An 18,465-nucleotide genomic window follows, 5' to 3' on the forward strand; every position below is an offset into this window, starting at 1 on the left:
TCGCCCCGCCGTCGAGGTACTTTCTTTTGCTTCGCCAAAAAGAAAGTACCCAAAGAAAAGGCGACCGGCAGCGCGTCGAATTCCCGCCCCAGCCATGCCGCTCAGGGCGCGGCCGGAACTTGCGGCGCGCTATCGTCGCGCCGCTGCGGACAGCCGACCGCTTAAGACCCTGAGCGGTACGTCTGCGTCGGCTCGCGCTGACGGGACTGGGCCAGCTCCGACAGAGGTTTTAATTAGAAAAAGAGAGAGACTGGCTTGTGTGAAATGTCTGCCAAATGGACGCTACCCGATACCATTAAAAGTCACCGCACCAATGCGCCCATGGGCCCCGTCAAGCATGCCGACGGGTGACCGGGGCGAGGTTTTAAGCGCCTGCAATGTCTGAGCGATTTGACGTTAGCCAATCGCGAGTTCAGGCGCGCCTCGACCCGGTCGGGTCCCGGAGGGGAGCTGCAGGCCATGTTTGTGGGGTGGCCTTGGAGGTGAAGGAGGGATTGGCCAGACAAGCCCTCCTTCCCGTCCGCCGCGCGGAAGCGGCATATAAATCATCATCCGCGTGAGCGGATGTCAGTGCTGCCTGTTCTGTACATAAAACCCCATGATTACACAGGTTTTTTTATCCGCCAGCCTGACTGGAAACAGACGTTATCCACCGCAAAGCTGTCGCATTTGTTCAAGTTGCCCACCCGCCACTCCCTTATCTTGGGGTGGGCCGCCAGCCATGGTTGGCGCAGGCTCCCCCCGGAGTGGGGCGCGCTCCGATGCAGTGGCAGTGAGGAGACAACAATGACGGGTAACCGCGGCGTAGTTTATGTAGGGCCAGGCAAGGTAGAAGTACAGTCCATTCCCTTTCCCGAACTGGTATCCCCCCAGGGCCGCAAGCTGGGCCATGGGGTCATTCTGAAAGTACTCAGCACCAATATCTGTGGCTCGGACCAGCACATGGTACGTGGCCGTACCACCGCGCCTTCCGGCCTGGTGCTGGGGCATGAAATCACCGGCGAGGTGATCGAGCTGGGCAGCGACGTGGAAACCCTGCAGAAGGGCGACATCGTGTCGGTGCCGTTCAATGTGGCGTGCGGCCGTTGCCGCTGCTGCAAGGAACAGCACACCGGCGTGTGCCTGTCGGTAAACCCGTCCCGCGCTGGCGGGGCTTATGGCTATGTCGACATGGGCGGCTGGGTGGGCGGGCAGGCGGAATACGTGATGGTGCCTTATGCCGACTTCAACCTGCTGAAATTCCCCGACCGCGATCAGGCCATGGCCAAGATACGCGATCTCACCTGCCTGTCCGATATTTTGCCTACCGGCTATCACGGTGCGGTATCGGCGGGTGTCGGCCCCGGCAGTACGGTGTATGTGGCTGGCGCAGGCCCGGTGGGACTGGCCGCGGCGGCATCGGCCCGCTTGCTGGGTGCAGCGGTGGTGATAGTGGGGGATGTGAACCCGGCGCGGCTGGTGCATGCGCGGGCGGTAGGTTTTGAAACTGCCGACCTGTCGCTGGACGCCACGCTGGCCGAGCAGATAGCCGCCATTCTGGGCGTGCCGGAAGTGGACTGCGCCATCGACGCGGTCGGCTTCGAGGCGCGTGGCCACGGCCATGCCGGTTCGCAACAGGAAGCCCCGGCCACGGTGCTCAATTCGCTGATGGAAGTCACCCGTGAAGCAGGGCGTATCGGCATTCCTGGCCTGTATGTGACTGATGACCCGGGTGCCAAGGACGAGGCAGCGCGCAAAGGCAGCCTGTCGGTACGGCTGGGGCTGGGCTGGGCCAAGTCACACGCCTTCTTTACCGGCCAGACCCCGGTGATGAAGTACAACCGTGCGCTGATGCAGGCCATTTTGTGGGACCGCATCAATATTGCCGAGGTGGTGGGGGTGGAGCTGATTACGCTGGATCAGGCCCCGCAGGGCTATGCGGCTTTCGATGGCGGTGCGCCGAAGAAATTCGTCATCGACCCGCATCTGCAACTGCTGCGCGCAGCCTGACACTGAGCTCACCATCAAGTAGTACATGCCCGACTGGCAGCACACGCCAATTGGGCATTGCAGTGTGCTGCCAGACGGCGCAATCTTGCCGTCTGGCAGTCAAACAGCATGTTTTCAAGCAAGGCTCACGCGCAGGACCGCAAGCATGAACACACAACAACAAGAGACACTCCAGCAACTGCTGCAGCAATACCGGGACCTGCCCGGCGGCCTGCTGCCGCTGCTGCACGCCGTACAGGATGCACTGGGCCATATTCCGGCGGATGCCATCCCGACCATTGCCCGTGCCATGAACCAGAGTCAGGCCGAGGTGCATGGCGTCATCGGCTTCTATCACGATTTCCGTACCTCCCCGCCTGCCGCGCACAGCCTGCGCCTGTGCCGCGCCGAAGCCTGCCAGAGCATGGGCTCCGAGGCGCTGGCCGCTCAGCTGCGCACGCAACTGGGGGTGGACGACCACGGCCATACCGCTGATGGCCAGCTGGAATTGCGCCCGGTCTACTGCCTGGGTGCCTGTGCCTGTGCGCCGGCCTTGCAGCTGGATGGCCAGTTGCACGCGCGCGTTACGCCGGAAAAACTCAGCGCCCTGCTGGCATCCTGTAGCAAGGAGGCGAAATGCTGACCCTGTATATCCCGATGGATTCGGTAGCTTGCGCCGTGGGCGCGGATGCCGTGGCGGCAGCGTTTGCCGCCGAAGCGGAGCGCCGCAAGCTGGACATCACTATCGTGCGCACCAGTTCGCGCGGCCTGTTTTGGCTGGAGCCGCTGGTAGAGGTGGACACCCCGCAAGGCCGTGCCGGTTATCGCGAAGTCAGCCCGGATCAAGTCGCCAGCCTGTTGGATGTGGACCTGGCCGCCAATGGCGACCACTTGTTGTCAGTCGGTCTGGTGGAAGAGTTGCCCTATCTGAAAACCCAGCAGCGCCTGCTGTTTGCCCGCGCCGGCATTACCAGCCCGCTGTCGCTGGAACATTATCTGGCCCATGGCGGTTATCAGGGGCTGGAGCACGCGGCGCGGCTGAGCCACGACGAAATCGTGGCCGAGGTACTGGAATCCGGCCTGCGTGGCCGTGGCGGTGCGGCCTTCCCGGCGGGCATCAAGTGGCGCACCGTGCGTCAGGCCCAAGCCGAGCAGAAATACGTGGTATGCAATGCCGACGAGGGCGATTCCGGCAGTTTTGCCGACCGCATGCTGATGGAAGGCGACCCCTTCCTGCTGATTGAAGGCATGACCATTGCCGGGCTGGCGGTGGGGGCCAGCCGTGGCTATATCTATGTGCGCTCGGAATACGCCCCGGCCATTGCCGTGCTGCGTCAGGCGATAGACATTGCCCGCGCCCATGGCTATCTGGGCGCGGATGTGGCCCACGGCGGCCATGAATTCGAGATTGAAGTGCGGGAAGGTGCCGGGGCGTATATCTGCGGCGAGGAAACCTCGCTGCTGGAATCTGTAGAAGGCCGCCGTGGCACGGTGCGCGCCAAGCCGCCGCTACCGGCCTTGCACGGCCTGTTCGGCCAGCCCACCCTGGTGCACAACGTGCTGTCGCTGGCCTCGGTGCCGCTGATTCTGTCGCGCGGGGCGGCGTGGTATCGCAATTTCGGTATGGGCCGCTCGCTGGGCACCATGGCCTTCCAGCTGGCGGGCAATGTGCGGCGTGGCGGGCTGGTGGAGCGGGCGTTTGGTTTGACTCTGCGCGAGCTGGTGTTTGATTACGGCGGCGGCACCGCCAGCGGCAAGCCGGTAAAAGCGGTGCAGCTGGGCGGCCCCTTGGGCGCGTGGATTCCCCCGTCGCAATTTGATACCCCGCTGGATTACGAAGCGCTGGCCGCCATTGGTGCCATGCTGGGCCACGGTGGCGCGGTGCTGTGCGATGACAGCCTGCACCTGGGGCAGATGGCACGCTTTGCCATGCAGTTCTGTGCCGAGGAATCCTGCGGCAAGTGCACGCCCTGTCGCATCGGCTCCACCCGTGGGGTGGAAGTGATCGAGCGGCTGCTGGCCGCGCCGGATAGCGCTGAGCGAGAACGCCAGCGCGCGCTGCTGGATGATCTGTGCGACACCATGCAATACGGCTCCTTGTGCGCGCTGGGCGGCATGACCCCCTTTCCCGTGCAAAGTGCCATGCGTCATTTTCCGGCTGACTTCGGGCTGGACACTCAGGAGCAAGCACGATGAGCTGCCAATGCGGAGCAGGTGCATCCTGCAACAAGGACATGGGCACGCCGGCACGCCCCGGCGAAGCCAGCATCACCCTTACCATCGACGGTCAGAACATCAGCGTGCCGCCGGGTACTTCTGTCATGCACGCGGCGGCGCTGCTGGACACCGCCATTCCCAAACTGTGCGCCACCGACAGCCTGGAGCCGTTTGGCTCCTGCCGCATGTGCATGGTGGAAATCGACGGCCATCGCGGTTATCCGGCCTCCTGTACCACCCCGGTTTCGCCCGGTATGGTGGTGCGTACCCAAAGCGACAAACTGGCCAAGCTGCGCCGGGGGGTGATGGAGCTGTATATCTCCGACCATCCGCTCGATTGCCTCACCTGCAGTGCCAATGGCAATTGCGAGCTGCAAACCGTGGCCGGGCAGGTGGGCTTGCGCGAAGTGCGTTATGGCATGGATGGGGCCAACCATCGGCAGGACAAGAAAGACGTTTCCAACCCGTATTTCGATTACGACCCGTCCAAGTGCATTGTGTGCAACCGCTGCGTGCGCGCCTGTGAAGAAACCCAGGGCACGTTTGCGCTGACCATTGCCGGACGCGGTTTTGAATCCCGCGTCAGCCCGGCAGGCGGGGCGGATTTTCTCGGCTCGGAGTGCGTGTCCTGCGGGGCCTGCGTGCAGGCCTGCCCGACTGCCACGCTGATGGAAAAGAGCGTCATCCAGTGGGGCCAGCCGGAGCGCAGCGTCATCACCACCTGCGCCTATTGCGGCGTGGGCTGCTCCTTCCGTGCCGAACTCAAGGGTAACCAGCTGGTGCGCATGGTGCCGGACAAGAACGGCCAGGCCAACCATGGCCACTCCTGCGTCAAGGGCCGCTTTGCCTGGGGCTATGCCACCCACCCGGACCGCATCACCAAGCCGATGATACGCAGCAGCATCGACGCGCCGTGGCAGGAAGTCAGCTGGGAAGTGGCGCTCAATCACGCTGCCAGCGAATTCCGCCGCATCCAGCAAAAATATGGCCGCGACGCGGTGGGCGGCATCACCTCCAGCCGCTGCACCAATGAAGAAACCTATCTGGTGCAAAAGCTGGTGCGCGCCGCCTTTGGCAATAACAACGTCGACACCTGCGCCCGCGTCTGCCATTCGCCCACTGGCTATGGCCTGAAACAGACGCTGGGTGAATCCGCCGGTACCCAGAGCTTCGATTCGGTGATGCAGGCCGACGTGGTGCTGGTGATTGGTGCCAACCCCAGCGATGCGCATCCGGTATTTGCCTCCCAGCTCAAGCGCCGCCTGCGCCAGGGCGCGCAGCTGATTGTCATCGACCCGCGCCGCATCGACCTGGTGGACGCCATCCACGCCCGCGCCGCCCATCATCTGGCGCTGCGCCCCGGCACCAATGTGGCCATGCTCAATGCACTGGCCCATGTCATCGTCACCGAAGGGCTGCTGGACGAGGACTTTGTCGCCGCCCGTTGCGATAGCGCAGCCTTTGGTCACTGGCGGCATTTTGTCGCCCAGCCGGAACACGCACCGGAGGCGATGGCCGACGTATGCGGCGTGGCGGCAGATGACATCCGCGCCGCCGCCCGGCTGTATGCCAGCGCTGGCAATGCCGCCATCTATTACGGCCTGGGGGTGACCGAACACAGCCAGGGCAGCACTTCGGTGATGGCGATTGCCAACCTGGCCATGGCCACCGGCAATATCGGCCGCGAAGGCGTGGGGGTGAACCCGCTGCGCGGCCAGAACAATGTGCAGGGCTCCTGCGATATGGGCAGCTTCCCGCACGAATTCCCCGGCTACCGCCATGTGTCGGACGACGTGGTGCGCGCCGAATTTGAACAGGCTTGGGGCGTGCCGCTGCATAACGAGCCCGGCCTGCGCATTCCCAATATGTTCGAAGCCGCGCTGGATGGCAGCTTCAAGGCGCTGTACTGCCAGGGTGAGGACATCGCGCAGAGCGACCCCAACACCCAGCATGTCACCGCCGCACTGTCGGCCATGGAGTGCGTGGTGGTGCAGGATATTTTCCTCAACGAAACCGCCAAGTTCGCCCATGTGTTCTTGCCGGGCAGCTCCTTCCTAGAAAAAGACGGCACCTTCACCAATGCCGAGCGCCGCATCTCGCGCGTGCGCAAGGTGATGGACCCGCTGGGCGGCAAGGCCGACTGGGAAGTCACTGTCGCTCTGGCCCAGGCACTGGGCTATGCCATGGATTACCGTCATCCGTCAGAAATCATGGATGAAATCGCCCGCCTGACGCCCACCTTCAGCGGCGTCAGCTATGCCGCGCTGGAGCGCCATGGCAGCCTGCAATGGCCATGCAATGCGGCAGCGCCGGATGGCACGGTCACCATGCATATCGGCGAATTCGTGCGCGGCAAGGGCCGCTTCATGATTACCCGCTATGTGCCGACCGAAGAACGCGTCAACGGCCGCTTCCCGCTGTTGCTCACCACCGGGCGCATCCTCAGCCAGTACAATGTTGGCGCGCAAACCCGCCGTACCGACAACGTGGCCTGGCACGAGGAAGACCGGCTGGAAATCCACCCGGCCGATGCCGAGAACCGTGGCATTGTCGATGGCGACTGGGTGGGTGTGGCCAGCCGCGCCGGTGAGACTGTGCTACGCGCCAGGGTAAGCGAACGGGTAGCCGCCGGGGTGGTGTACACCACCTTCCACTTCCCGGAATCCGGGGCCAATGTCATCACCACGGATAATTCCGACTGGGCTACCAACTGCCCGGAATACAAGGTAACTGCGGTGGAAATCATCAAGGTCAACCAGCCGTCGGAATGGCAGCAGCGCTATCGTCATTTCAGCCGTCAGCAACAGGAACTGCTGCGGCAAGGCCGTGGGGAGGAGGTGCAATGAACCCGTCACACCTGGTGAAGATGGCCAATCAGATCAGCGACTTTTTCAGCGCCGACAGCAGCGAGGAAGAGGCCGCGGCGGAAATCGCCAGCCATCTGCAACGCTTCTGGGCCCCGGCCATGCGCCAGCGGCTGGCCGAGGCCGTGGAGCAGGGCGAAGCTGCCGATCTGCGCCCAGCCGCCTGCATCGCCGTACGCAAGTTGGCATTGCCAGCAGCACAGCACTGATGGCAAGGGATGCGCGGCAGCATGCTGCGCGTCCCTTCTTATCGCTTTTTATCGCCCCCGGCTCATTTCCGTCCTCGGTGTCATGCCGCCACCGGCGCTATGGCGCATGACACCGTTGCTTTACAAAACTTGTCATTCCCTCGTGCTGCAGTATGCTGGGGGACAGACTGCCCCTCATGCAGACAGCGATGAACTTTCATATTGTTTGCGTAAGCTAAGGCAGCACAGGACGGGACAGCATGCCATCATCCAGTATTTCCAGCTTTTTCTCTTGCCGGCAGCCATGGTGCAATCGGCTATTGGCGCTTATTTGCCTGCTAGCCGCCATACCGGCCCAGGCCGCCGATAATGTCATTCGCTATTACCCCAGTGGCAGCATTTACACCTACCGCTGGGCCTTGCTCAAGCTGGCGCTGGATCATGTGGAAAAGCTGGATCACCGCCACTACGCGCTGGTGCCGCTCAATGACAAGGTGACGCAATGGCGTGCCGAACAGCTGCTCAGTTCCGGCAAGGTGGATGTGGTGGCCTTCGCCCCGAATGCACAGCGTGAAAACCTGCTGCAACCGGTGCGCCTGGATATTCTCAAGGGCATCATCGGTTACCGGGTGTTTTTTGTGCGCAAGGAAGACGTCGCCCGTATTGCCGCCATGAACGCACAGCAGTTTCGCAGCAGTGTCCGGCTGGGGCTTAACAGCCAGTGGGCCGATTATCCCATCATGAAGAACAACGGCTACGAAATGCTGGCGTCCATTGGCTATGACAGCCTGTTCGAGATGCTGGCGGCAGGCCGTTTTGATGCATTCCCGCGCGGGCTGAATGAAGTGGGTAGCGAAATGAAGGAGCAACTGCCGCGCTATCCCGGCCTGACACTGGAGAAAACCAAGGCCATCTATTACCCCTTCCCCGTCTATTTCTGGGTCAGCAAGCAAAACACTGAGCTGGCCGGGCGCGTGCTGCAGGGCCTTAAACTGGCCGAGCGCGATGGCAGTTTCAAGGCGCTATTCCTGCGTCACCATGCAGAAGCCATCCAGCTGCTGGCCGCCAATGGCTGGCACACCACACAAATCGCCAATACCGAATTACCTCCCGGTAATGTCAAACCGGATACCAGCTGGTGGTGGAAGCGGCGCTGAACTGGTTTCATATCCGCCAAAAGAGACCCATAAGGGCCTCTTTGACATTGGGTACGGCATGGCTGGGTATTGGAGGGGACTGGAATCACCCTATTCATTGATAGCTCATGGTAAAGGTGGCACGCCCGGTGACCGAGCCGGGGTAAGGGCGCTGCCGGTCTGGATGTAATGCACACCCAGCGAAATGATAGGAATTGTTTTCTTGGTGGCTTCTATAAAATGCTGGGTGTCGTACGGTAAGTTAATCTGTCGCTACTACAGTACGCGATACATGAGCAGGCAAAAGTAAATAAATATTGATGTATTGGCAATGAATGGCAGCCATAACAGCCACTTGTTATTTATTTGAATGGGTTGCCATAGCATTAATAGAGCTAGTCCTGCTGCGATGATATCAAATACTGCCCAGCCATAATAAATGACTATCTCCAGGTATTTTTTGTAGTGATAATATTGAGGCGGATAAGAAAATTGCTCGAAGAGTAGAAAGACTCTATGGTAGTCTGGTGTTTCGTCAAATGATGATAGTATGTTATACAAGCCGCCAGCGATTGTAGTGAAAAGCAGATAAAGGCTGAGCAGTATTTTCAGTCCGCTTAGCAGCCAGGCTTGCATTGCTGTCCTTAGTGCTGGAGATGAATATTTTTCCATGCACATGCGTTGCAGGTTTGTTACAAGCCGTCCCAGCAATCATTGAGACACCATGTGCATGCCAGTTGCAAAGTAAATAATATGAGTAAAGGTAATGCTAATAATATTTTTTTAAAAGAGGTGATAGGTAGCCATAGGGAGATTAATGTAATAAGCGTTACGGCAACGTTTGTAATGTTTAATAAGTAGAAAAATATTTTGCTACGCCCCTGGATTTCCCATAGATAAATTCTGTATTGCTCACTCACTTGATCGTATGGGAATAGCAAGTCATTCATCATTGACATTAAGAACAACAGTAAAAGAATGCTTGTGATAAATTTCACGCTCAGTGTTACCCATTTTTTCATGCATCGCTCCGGTCTGCACAGTAACTATTTAGCAGAAATATGACTGCTATGGTAGCCTTTGCTATCACGCAAGGGTTTATAGTGTACTTCTAATGCCATATCCTTGCCGTATGAACGAAATCGTTTCGTGAAATCATTCATGCTATGGGTCAGATCAATATAGCCGGCTGAGCCGGGAGTATTGCCGCCATGAATACTGAAGCCACTGCGACCATAAACATTTGTAGGTGATTTCGCCATTAACCACACACGTTGCTCGCCCCAAGATTCTGTACAGCCAGGCCAAATTCCAAGGCCTGCAAAGCAGAATTTTTTGCTGAATTGATCTACCTCACTCCAAGACTGTAATTTACTCTGCTGAGCTTGATAAAATCCTTCAGGAATCGGCCCTTTATCCCTTAGGTTTTGAAACTTCGGCGACCAATAGCCTTCACGACCAGAATAAGCGGTCCATTTTCTTTCCTGGCCGGCTTCTTGCCAAAACAGGGTTTCACCATCGAACAACAAGCTGGCTTGCCTGCGCTGCCATTCCCTGAAATGTTCTTCCACCTTCATCAGGTCAAACAGTTCCTGATCGGTGAAACGGTAAGTATCACCATGCAGAGCATGCCGGGCCTGCTCGCGCAGTGTTCTCATAAAGTAATGATCATTACGCAAGCGATACACGTCCATCGACAGCCTCCTGATTCATTCCATGCGAGATCTACCAAAAGCAAAACACCGGCGAGTTGCCGGTGTTGGATGTAATTCAATCAGCGCTGCGGCATGGCTTGGCGTGGGATGATGGCGCCGCTGTGGGCAATCACGGCGGCAGACAGGCGGTGGGCGAAGGCTGCGGCCTGGGCGGGCGGATAGCCCAACACGCGGCTTGCCAGATAGCCTGCGGCGAAGGAATCACCAGCGGCGGTGGTATCCACCACTTGTGGCACGGCAGTGGCAAATACTTCCTCGCGCAGGCCGGAACTGGCCAGCAGGCAGGGCTCGCCACCGCGCTTGATCACCACTTCCTTGCAGCCCAGCGCCAGCGTGCGTTCGGCGACGGCTTCTGCACTTTCCGGCCCGTAGAGCGCCTGTTCGTCATCCAGCGTCAGCAGGGCGACATTGGCCAGCGCCAGGATGGCCTCGTGACCGGCACGCGCCTGTGCCGCGCTCCACAGTGAGGGGCGGAAGTTGTTGTCGAACCAGATTTTGCCGCCATCGCGGGAGAAGTCGCATAGTGCATGCAGCAGGCGTTGGCGTTCGTGCGTGTTGAACAGTGCCAGCGAAATACCTGACAGGTAGATGGCCTGCAACTGTGCGGTGTGCAGCAGGCTGGCAAAGTCGATGCCGGAGGTAAAGTAATGGCGTGCGGCACTGTCGTTGCGCCAGTACAGGAAGCTGCGCTCGCCACGGGCATCGGTTTCCACCATATAGAGCCCGGGCAGTTTGCCTGGCTGGATGACGATGTGACTGACATCCACGCCTTCGGCTTGCCAGTCGGCTAACAGCTGGCGGCTGATGCTGTCCTGTCCCATGCCGGTCAGGTAGCGCACTTGATGGGGGCTGCCCGCCAACACGCGGGCCAGATAGATGGCAGTGTTCAGGGTATCGCCACCAAAGCGGCGTTGTAGCGGCTGGCCGCTCAGTTCGATCATGCCTTCACCAAGGCAGGCAATATGCATGGTGCTGTCTTTCCTGTGACGGGATGCCCGGCCCTTGTCATGCGGACAAGGGCCGGGCGGGACCGGGTTTGGACTTAGGGCTTCTTGTAGGCGATGCAGTCTACTTCCACCTTGCAGTCAATCACCATGCTGGATTGTACGCAGGCACGGGCGGGCGGATGTTCGCCAAAATACTGCAGGAATACCCGGTTGAACGAGGCAAAGTCGCGGGTGTCATCCAGCCACACACCGCAACGTACCACATGCTCAGGGCCGTATCCGGCTTCCTTCAGGATGGCCATGACATTCTGTATGCACTGGTGCGACTGGGTGACTATGCCACCTTCAATCACTTCGCCGTTGACCATAGGGGTCTGGCCGGATACATACAGCCAGCCGTCGGCGGCTTGTACCGCGCGGGCAAAGGGCATGGTCTGGCCACCGGTGCCACCGGCAATGCCATAGCGTTTGAGATCGCTCATGATGGGTTTCCTTGCATTCTTACAGTGAGGGAGTAACGGGAAAGGTGGTGCGTATATCGCGGGTGCGCGGCAAAAAGCGTCCGGCCCGCGCACCGGTGGGCGTCTTGTGTTGCCAGCTGAGCGTGCCATTCACCCAGACCGCGACTATGCCTTGGGCTGGCTGTACCGGTGAATGGAAGCTGGCGGTGTCATGAATGGTGGCGGCATCAAACAGCACCAGGTCGGCCCAGTAGCCAGGGCGGATGAGGCCGCGCTCGTCCAGGGCAAAACGGCTGGCCGACAGGCCGCTCATCTTGTGAATGGCGGTTTCCAGGCTGAACAGCTTGCGTTCGCGGCAGTAGTGGCCCAGCACACGCGGAAACGCGCCCCACAGTCGCGGATGGGGCAGTGGGTCTTCCGGTAGACCGTCCGAGCCCACCATGGTGAGCGGATGGCTGAGAATGCGCTCGACATCGGCCGGGTCCATGCCGTGATACACCGCGCCTGCCGGTTGCAGCCTGCGGGCGGCATCCAGCAAGGGCAGCTGCCATTGTTCGGCGATGGCCTGCAGGGTTTGACCAGCCATTTCCGGGTGCGGGGTGGACCAGGTAATGAAAATCTCGAAATCGCTGGTGACTTGTTTGAGGTCCAGCGTGGAGGAGCTGGCCGAGTAGGGGTAACAGTCGCAGCCTACCTGCTGATGGCGGGCGGCATGCTCCAGCGAAGCCAGCAGTTGCGGGCTGCGTCCCCAGTTGCCTTTGCCGGCGCATTTCATGTGCGAGACGATGACCGGGCTATTGGCATGGCGACCCACTTGCCAAGCTTCGTCCATGGCCTCCAGCACCGGTTCGAATTCGCTGCGCAGATGGGTGGTATAGATGCCACCAAAGCTGGCCAGTTCGACAGCCAGTTGTTCCACCTCGCTGCTGTCGGCACTGAAGGCGGAGGCATAAGCAAGGCCGGTGCTCAGGCCCAGTGCGCCATCCTGCAGGCTGTCGGCCAGCTGGGCGCGCATGGCGTTGATTTCGTCTGCATTGGCCGTGCGGTCCAGCCGGTCCAGATGATTACTGCGCAGCGCGGTATGGCCCACCAGCGCCGCTACGTTGACGGCGGGTTCGGCCTGCTCCACCGCCGCGCGGTAGTCGGCAAAGCGCGGGTAGCAAAAAGCGTCGCGTGGGCCCAGCAGGTTCATCGGGTCTGGCGGTTCGCCTTTCAGACTGACGGGGGAGGCGCTGATGCCGCAGTTGCCGACAATCACGGTGGTGACGCCCTGGCTGAGCTTGGGCAGCATCTGCGGTTGGCGGATGACCATGGTGTCATCATGGGTGTGCACATCGATAAAACCGGGTGCCAGCGTCAGGCCACGGCCGTCAATTTCATGTTCGGCCTGCGCCTGGCCTGCTTGCCCGATCAAGGCGATGCGCTGCTGGCAAATGCCGACGTCGGCAACAAACGCGTTTGCGCCACTGCCATCGACAACATTGACCTGACGGATCAGGGTATCCAGATGTTGCATGCGGATTCTCCGGAAGGCTCCCGGTGGCTTAACCGGGAGCGCCAAGTATGGGGACTCAGAGGACCTGGGCCAGCCCCAGGGTCAGTACAAAGGCAACCACGGAAATCAGGGTTTCCAGCACGGTCCAGGTTTTCAGTGTCTGGATGACCGTCATGTTGAAATACTCTTTCACCAGCCAGAAGCCACCATCATTGACGTGGGACAGAATCAGCGAGCCTGCGCCGGTGGCCAGTACCAAGAGCTCCGGATGCGGGTAGCCGCTGGCCAGGGCAATGGGCGCGACAATGCCGGCGGCGGTGGTCATGGCCACGGTGGCCGAGCCGGTAGCCACCCGCATCAGCACGGCCAGCAACCAGCCCAACAGCAAGGGCGAGAGCTGAAACTCTGCCGACAGCGCGATAATTTCCTTGGTGACGCCGGTTTCAATCAGAATGCGGTTGAGGCCGCCACCTGCACCCACCAGCAAAGTGATGGCGGCGGTAGGGGCCAGGCATTCATTGGTGAACTTGAGAATGTCGTCACGGTTGAAACCACGCGCCAGGCCCAGCGTCCAGAAGCTCACCAGCGTGGCAATCAATAGCGCAATTACCGAGTTGCCGATGAATTGCAGCAGGCCGTTCATGGCACTGCCTTTTTCCGTCAGCACATTGGCCCAGCCGCCCAGCAGCATCAGGAATACCGGCAGCAAGATGGTGAAAATGGTGATGCCAAAGCCCGGCAGTTCTCGCGGGGCGGCTTCGCGCTCGGTAAATTGCTGGGCGATGGGGTTTTCTGCCGGCAGCTGGATATGCGGTGCAATGAATTTGGCAAACAAGGGGCCGGCGATGATGGCGGTGGGTACGCCAACAATGATGGCGTAGAACACGGTTTTGCCCACCTGTGCGCCATATTCGCCCACGGCCAGCATGGCGGCCGGGTGCGGCGGCACCAGGCCATGCACCACTGACAGGCCGGCTACCATGGGCAGGCCAACCAGCAGCATGGATACGCCGGCACGCTTGGCGACGGTGAAGGCAATCGGAATCAGCAGTACGAAGCCCACTTCAAAGAACAGTGGCAGACCGCAGACAAAGGCAATGCACACCATGGCCCAGTGCGCGTTCTTTTCGCCGAATTTGTCGATCAGCGTCAGGGCAATGCGTTCGGCCCCGCCGGATTCAGCCATCATCTTGCCCAGCATGGTGCCCAAGGCCACCACCAGCGCAATATGGCCCAGTGTTTTACCCACCCCGGTCTCATAGGCGGCCATGATGTCCTTGGCCGGCATCTGTGCAGCCAGGGCCAGACCGATGGAAACCACGGTCAGCACAATGAATGGGTTGATGCGGTAGCGGGCGATCAGGACCACCAGCGCGATGATGGCGATGGCGGCATACAGCAGCAACTGGCTGCCCAGAACTGGTGTCATGTACTTCTCCTTAGTGGGACAGTGGCAATGCCGCCTCCTGCTTGGGCAGGGGCGGTCTTTATGGATGTCAGAACAGGGTTTCCACCACGCCGGTGACATTCAGCGCGTCATCCACCAGCAGCAGCTGGCGCCATTTGTCGAAAGTGAGGCAGGGGTGGGAGATTTCGAAAGCCAGCATGTCGCCCACTTGCAGGTCGGCATCGGCCGGAATGCGCATGAAGGCGTGCTGGTCCATCATGCTGGCGACCATCCAGTCGGCAGGTGCTTCCTGCGGCTCCTGGTCCCGTCCGGGACGGAAATGCAGCGATACCTGCGGCAACCCGGCATCAAAGGCAGCATCGCGCTTGCCCAGCGCAATGATGGCGCGGCCTTGTTCCGGCACCGATTGCACATAGGCCCATAACTGCAATGCAGGCAGCAGGCTGCTGCCCATGTCGCGGGCGATGGGGTTCTGGCTCTGGATGCGTTGTTCGGCATGACGGTAGATGCCGACATCGTGGGTCAGGTAGCAGCCGGGGCGCAGCAGGATATCCACCGGCTGGCCTGGGTTGAAGCCGGAAAACTCATCTGCCACCACGTCGTACCAGGCAGAACCGGCACCACTCAGAATGATGTTTTCTTCGGCAAACAGGCCGCGGGCGGCGTGTTCGTGGGTTCTGGCCAGCACGGCTTGCAGGAAGGCGCGGATATCGGCCTCCTGTTGCAGTACGCCTTCGTAGATTTCCACGCCGACCAGGCGGAGCGATTGCGGCCAGCGGGCGATGGCTGCCAGTACGGCCTCTTCCTGTTGTGGGGAGCGGATGCCGGTGCGACCGCCCTCCACGCCGTATTCCAGCAGAATGCGCAGTTGCTGGTTGCGGGAAGCAAAGTACTCTCCGAGTGCATCAACATTGGCGGCAGAGTCGACAATGCAGCAGAAGCTGAAGTCCGGATCGGCCTGTTGCAGGCGGGCAATGATGGCCATATTGCCCTTGCCCACCAGTTGATTGGCCAGTAGCACACGGCGGATGCCATGCTGCCAGGCAGCCTGTACCTGGGGCGTGGTGGCCAGGGTGATGCCCCAGGCACCGTGTTCCAGTTGCAGGTGGAACAGTGCCGGGCTCATGGTGGTTTTGCCATGCGGGGCCAGTTTGACGCCATAACGCTGCATGAAATCCTGCATCCAGCGCAGATTGTGTTGAATGCGGCTTTGGCGTAATACGGCAACCGGCAGGCTGACTTCTTCGCGCAGGATGTTCCAGCCCAGGCTGGCGACATCGTGCAAGGTGCAGTCGTTCGGGCTATGGCCCAGGCCTTTGGTGGCCGTGTTCAGTGGTGTATCCAGAGAAGGATGCGCTGCCATGGAGGTCTCCTCGCCATTGCTTTGAAAAAACACAGCGAGTGAGGCATGGCTCGGGATGGTACTGGCGGGCAGACCAGCATACGGCTCGCTGTGGATAAGTACCGGGTGCTGCATGAGTGCGCACGGCAGGAGGAGAGACTTTCCGGTAAGCAGGCTGGACTGACATCTGGCCAAAAGGATGTACCTTCTAGCCCTTCCCGACAGGTGAAACTACTGCATATCCATGCAGTGCCTATGCCCTGGGGTGATGAGTCATTGAAAAAACGGTGTTTTTTTACGACGAACTGGCCTGACAGGACAGGGAAGTGACTGCGTCAGGTGGCAAGCGGGCAGTCTTGTGATGGTGTGCAGAGCAAGGATTGTTGCATTGCCGCATGCCGAGGGCGGTGCTTGTCGCAGTTGGTGATGACTGCCCGGCATGTAGCGTCACGAGGGAGCTGCGGGTCAGCACTTGGCGCAGCTGACAAGGGGGGGGAGTTTATGGTGCCAGCCATGCCGCCACAGACAGTACAAGGTGTACGGCAAGGCGGCGCAACCTGGCAGCAGGTTTTTGTCAGCAGTGGTTAACTGTTGATCAGGCTGGCTACCTTGGTGGTGATGATATCGACTGCCGGGTCGTTGGCACCATGCGGCAGAATCACATCGGCAAAGCGCTTGGTGGGTTCGATGAACTGATTGTGCATGGGACGCACGGTGGCCAGATAGTGTTCGATCACATGGTCCACGGTGCGGCCGCGCTCGCGGATATCCCGTTGCAGACGGCGGATGAAACGCACGTCCGGGTCGGTGTCCACGAAGATCTTCAGCGACATCATGTCGCGCAGCGCAGCATCGTACAGCGGGAACAAACCCTCAATCACGATGACCGGGGCCGGTTTCACCGTGATGGTTTCGGCGGCACGGGTGTGATGGGTGAAGTCATACACCGGCATCTCGATGGCGCGTCCGGCCAGCAGGTCTTCAATGTGCTCGATCAACAATGGCCAGTCGAAGGCATGCGGGTGATCGTAATTGGTAGCAAGGCGCTGTTCGAAGGTGAGATGGGCCTGGTCCCGGTAGTAGTAGTCCTGCACGATGACTGCCGCCATGTCCGGGCCTACGGTTTCCAGTACCTTGGCGGTGACCGTGGTCTTGCCGCTGCCGCTGCCGCCGGCAACGCCAATGATGAACGGGGTAGTCATGCTGTGAACCTCTTGCTGCGCGAAGGCATGAAAAAACGCGCCATTCTAATGAGTTATGGCGCGTTATTCCATCAGAAATGCGGCATTCCCGGCCTATTGTGCTTCCGCCTTGGCCGCCGCATGCCATTCCTGCATGGCCGGCAGTTGCTGCATGTGTTTGACATAGTCGGCGGCATGGCCGCTGAGCGCGACATGGTAGCTGACAAAGCGCCACACCACCGGGGCGAAGAAGGCGTCGGCAATGGTGAAGTGGCCAAACAGGAAGGGGCCGTTATGCTGGTTTTGCTGACGCAGGCTTTCCCACAGGCTGGTGATGCGGTCGATGTCTGCCTGTGCGGCTGCGCTGGGGACAAAGCCAAGGTTGTCGGCACACACATTCATCGGCAGCTCGCTGCGCAGTGCCTGAAAGCCACTGTGCATCTCGGCCACTGCAGAGCGGGCCATGGCCCGGCTGGCGATGTCATCCGGCCATAGCCCGGCGGCCGGGAAACAGTCGGCCAGGTATTCGCAGATGGCCAGGCTGTCGCTGATGCGCAGTTGCTGGTCGATCAGTAGCGGGACCTTGCCTGCCGGGTTACAGGCCAGAATGCGTGCCTTGCTGTCACTGGCAGTGAGGTCGATGTGCTTTTCCTCGAAGGGTTCGCCCAGCATTTTCAGTACCAGCCAGGGGCGTAGCGACCAGGATGACAGGTTTTTGTTGCCGATGATCAGGGTAAACATGGTTCGACTCCATGACAGCACCACCATGGCATGGTGGCAGGGTAGGGGGATGAACCATCTTATAGCAGGCTGTCATAAGCGGCCAGCGTGGCAGGGCGTGGGGAGTGGGGAGTAGGGAGTGGGTAGTGGGGGTGTGAATATGAAGAAGCCCGGCGTGGCCGGGCTTTGGGATAGCGGTGGTATAGAGCGGCGCTTATTCTGCCTCGTCGATCCAGGCTTGCTGGATGGCTTCCAGCACACGCTCGCCGCCACGGCTGTGGTCGTCGTTGAAGTCGGGCAGGCTGACTACCCAGTTGTGCAGGTCGACAAAGCGCACGGTCTTGGGGTCGACATCGGGGTAGGTTTCCACCAGTTCGATGGCGATGTCGTTAACGTCGGTCCATTTCATTGTGTTCTCCTGCTGTGCATGACCAGGCCCCATCCCCGTCCTGCCGTGGCTGGCGGGGATGGGGAGCGTCTTAATGGTGTTCGCGGGCGTGGTTGATGGTGTAGCGCGGAATCTCCACCACCAGGTCTTCCTCGCCAATCACCGCCTGGCAGGATAGACGCGACTGGGATTCCAGACCCCAGGCCTTGTCCAGCATGTCTTCTTCCAGCTCGTCCGCTTCGTTCAGCGAATCGAAACCTTCACGCACGATGCAGTGGCAAGTGGTGCAGGCACAGGACAGCTCGCAGGCGTGTTCGATTTCGATATCGTGTTCCAGCAGTACTTCACAGATGTTCTTGCCGGTTTCGGCGTCGTCGATCACTGCGCCTTCGGGGCAGAGGTCGGCATGGGGCAGCACAATCAGGCGTGGCATGG

General features: G+C 60.1%; 17 protein-coding genes. 6 read left to right on the forward strand and 11 right to left on the reverse strand.

The genetic code is table 11. The annotated features are described in order from the left end of the window. The first annotated feature begins 786 nt into the window (after positions 1-786). The 6 genes from fdhA to HWX34_RS10740 all read left to right on the forward strand — a co-directional run bounded on the left by fdhA (position 787) and on the right by HWX34_RS10740 (position 8,394). Positions 787-1,989 (forward strand): formaldehyde dehydrogenase, glutathione-independent, encoded by a 1,203-nt coding sequence (fdhA, locus tag HWX34_RS10715; RefSeq protein ID WP_178972221.1) that lies wholly within the window; start codon positions 787-789, stop codon positions 1,987-1,989. A 145-nt stretch (positions 1,990-2,134) separates the two neighbouring features. Continuing rightward, positions 2,135-2,611, forward strand: coding sequence for a formate dehydrogenase subunit gamma (locus HWX34_RS10720; RefSeq protein WP_178972222.1), 477 nt, complete (start codon positions 2,135-2,137; stop codon positions 2,609-2,611). Next, positions 2,605-4,164, forward strand: a complete 1,560-nt coding sequence (locus tag HWX34_RS10725; protein WP_178972223.1) for an NADH-ubiquinone oxidoreductase-F iron-sulfur binding region domain-containing protein — start codon at positions 2,605-2,607, stop codon at positions 4,162-4,164. The genes HWX34_RS10720 and HWX34_RS10725 overlap by 7 nt, the downstream gene beginning before the upstream one ends. Further along, entirely contained in the window at positions 4,161-7,031 is a 2,871-nt protein-coding gene (fdhF, locus tag HWX34_RS10730) for a formate dehydrogenase subunit alpha (protein WP_178972224.1), read from the forward strand. Before HWX34_RS10725 ends, fdhF begins: the two co-directional genes overlap by 4 nt. Beyond that, a complete protein-coding gene (locus HWX34_RS10735) occupies positions 7,028-7,258 on the forward strand; it encodes a formate dehydrogenase subunit delta (protein ID WP_178972225.1) in 231 nt (76 codons plus the stop codon). Before fdhF ends, HWX34_RS10735 begins: the two co-directional genes overlap by 4 nt. 239 nt (positions 7,259-7,497) lie before the next feature. Then, positions 7,498-8,394 (forward strand): hypothetical protein, encoded by an 897-nt coding sequence (locus HWX34_RS10740; RefSeq protein WP_178972226.1) that lies wholly within the window; start codon positions 7,498-7,500, stop codon positions 8,392-8,394. A 255-nt stretch (positions 8,395-8,649) separates the two neighbouring features. On the opposite strand, the gene HWX34_RS10745 is transcribed toward HWX34_RS10740, so the two are convergent. From HWX34_RS10745 to fdx, 11 genes are all read right to left on the reverse strand, one after another. After that, positions 8,650-9,009: a hypothetical protein gene (locus HWX34_RS10745; RefSeq protein WP_178972227.1), complete on the reverse strand. Its 360-nt coding sequence runs from the start codon at positions 9,007-9,009 to the stop codon at positions 8,650-8,652. Positions 9,010-9,419: 410 nt separating this feature from the next. Then, positions 9,420-10,067, reverse strand: a complete 648-nt coding sequence (locus HWX34_RS10750; RefSeq protein ID WP_178972228.1) for a tlde1 domain-containing protein — start codon at positions 10,065-10,067, stop codon at positions 9,420-9,422. Positions 10,068-10,147: 80 nt separating this feature from the next. After that, positions 10,148-11,056 (reverse strand): sugar kinase, encoded by a 909-nt coding sequence (locus tag HWX34_RS10755; RefSeq protein ID WP_218645136.1) that lies wholly within the window; start codon positions 11,054-11,056, stop codon positions 10,148-10,150. 74 nt (positions 11,057-11,130) lie between these two features. Next, complete coding sequence (locus HWX34_RS10760) at positions 11,131-11,517, reverse strand: RidA family protein (protein WP_178972229.1); 387 nt, start codon at positions 11,515-11,517, stop codon at positions 11,131-11,133. Between the two features lie 19 nt (positions 11,518-11,536). Continuing rightward, positions 11,537-13,012: an amidohydrolase family protein gene (locus HWX34_RS10765; protein ID WP_178972230.1), complete on the reverse strand. Its 1,476-nt coding sequence runs from the start codon at positions 13,010-13,012 to the stop codon at positions 11,537-11,539. 55 nt (positions 13,013-13,067) lie between these two features. Beyond that, positions 13,068-14,420, reverse strand: a complete 1,353-nt coding sequence (locus tag HWX34_RS10770) for a gluconate:H+ symporter (protein WP_178972231.1) — start codon at positions 14,418-14,420, stop codon at positions 13,068-13,070. A gap of 67 nt (positions 14,421-14,487) precedes the next feature. Then, the gene (locus HWX34_RS10775; protein ID WP_178972232.1) at positions 14,488-15,762 is read right to left on the reverse strand and encodes an amino acid deaminase; all 1,275 of its coding nucleotides are present in this window, start codon (positions 15,760-15,762) and stop codon (positions 14,488-14,490) included. 563 nt (positions 15,763-16,325) lie between these two features. Beyond that, a complete protein-coding gene (gene udk / locus HWX34_RS10780) occupies positions 16,326-16,943 on the reverse strand; it encodes a uridine kinase (protein ID WP_045848206.1) in 618 nt (205 codons plus the stop codon). Between the two features lie 93 nt (positions 16,944-17,036). Next, positions 17,037-17,663, reverse strand: a complete 627-nt coding sequence (locus tag HWX34_RS10785) for a glutathione S-transferase family protein (protein ID WP_178972233.1) — start codon at positions 17,661-17,663, stop codon at positions 17,037-17,039. A gap of 193 nt (positions 17,664-17,856) precedes the next feature. Then, positions 17,857-18,051, reverse strand: a complete 195-nt coding sequence (gene iscX / locus HWX34_RS10790; RefSeq protein WP_178972234.1) for a Fe-S cluster assembly protein IscX — start codon at positions 18,049-18,051, stop codon at positions 17,857-17,859. Positions 18,052-18,121: 70 nt separating this feature from the next. Next, positions 18,122-18,463 carry an ISC system 2Fe-2S type ferredoxin gene (fdx, locus tag HWX34_RS10795; RefSeq protein WP_178972235.1) on the reverse strand — a complete coding sequence of 114 codons (342 nt, stop codon included), beginning with the start codon at positions 18,461-18,463 and terminating at the stop codon, positions 18,122-18,124. Between the last annotated feature and the right edge of the window lie 2 nt (positions 18,464-18,465).

Origin of the sequence: Aquitalea sp. LB_tupeE, assembly GCF_013391415.1 — a bacterium.
In the GTDB taxonomy this organism is placed as follows: domain Bacteria; phylum Pseudomonadota; class Gammaproteobacteria; order Burkholderiales; family Chromobacteriaceae; genus Aquitalea.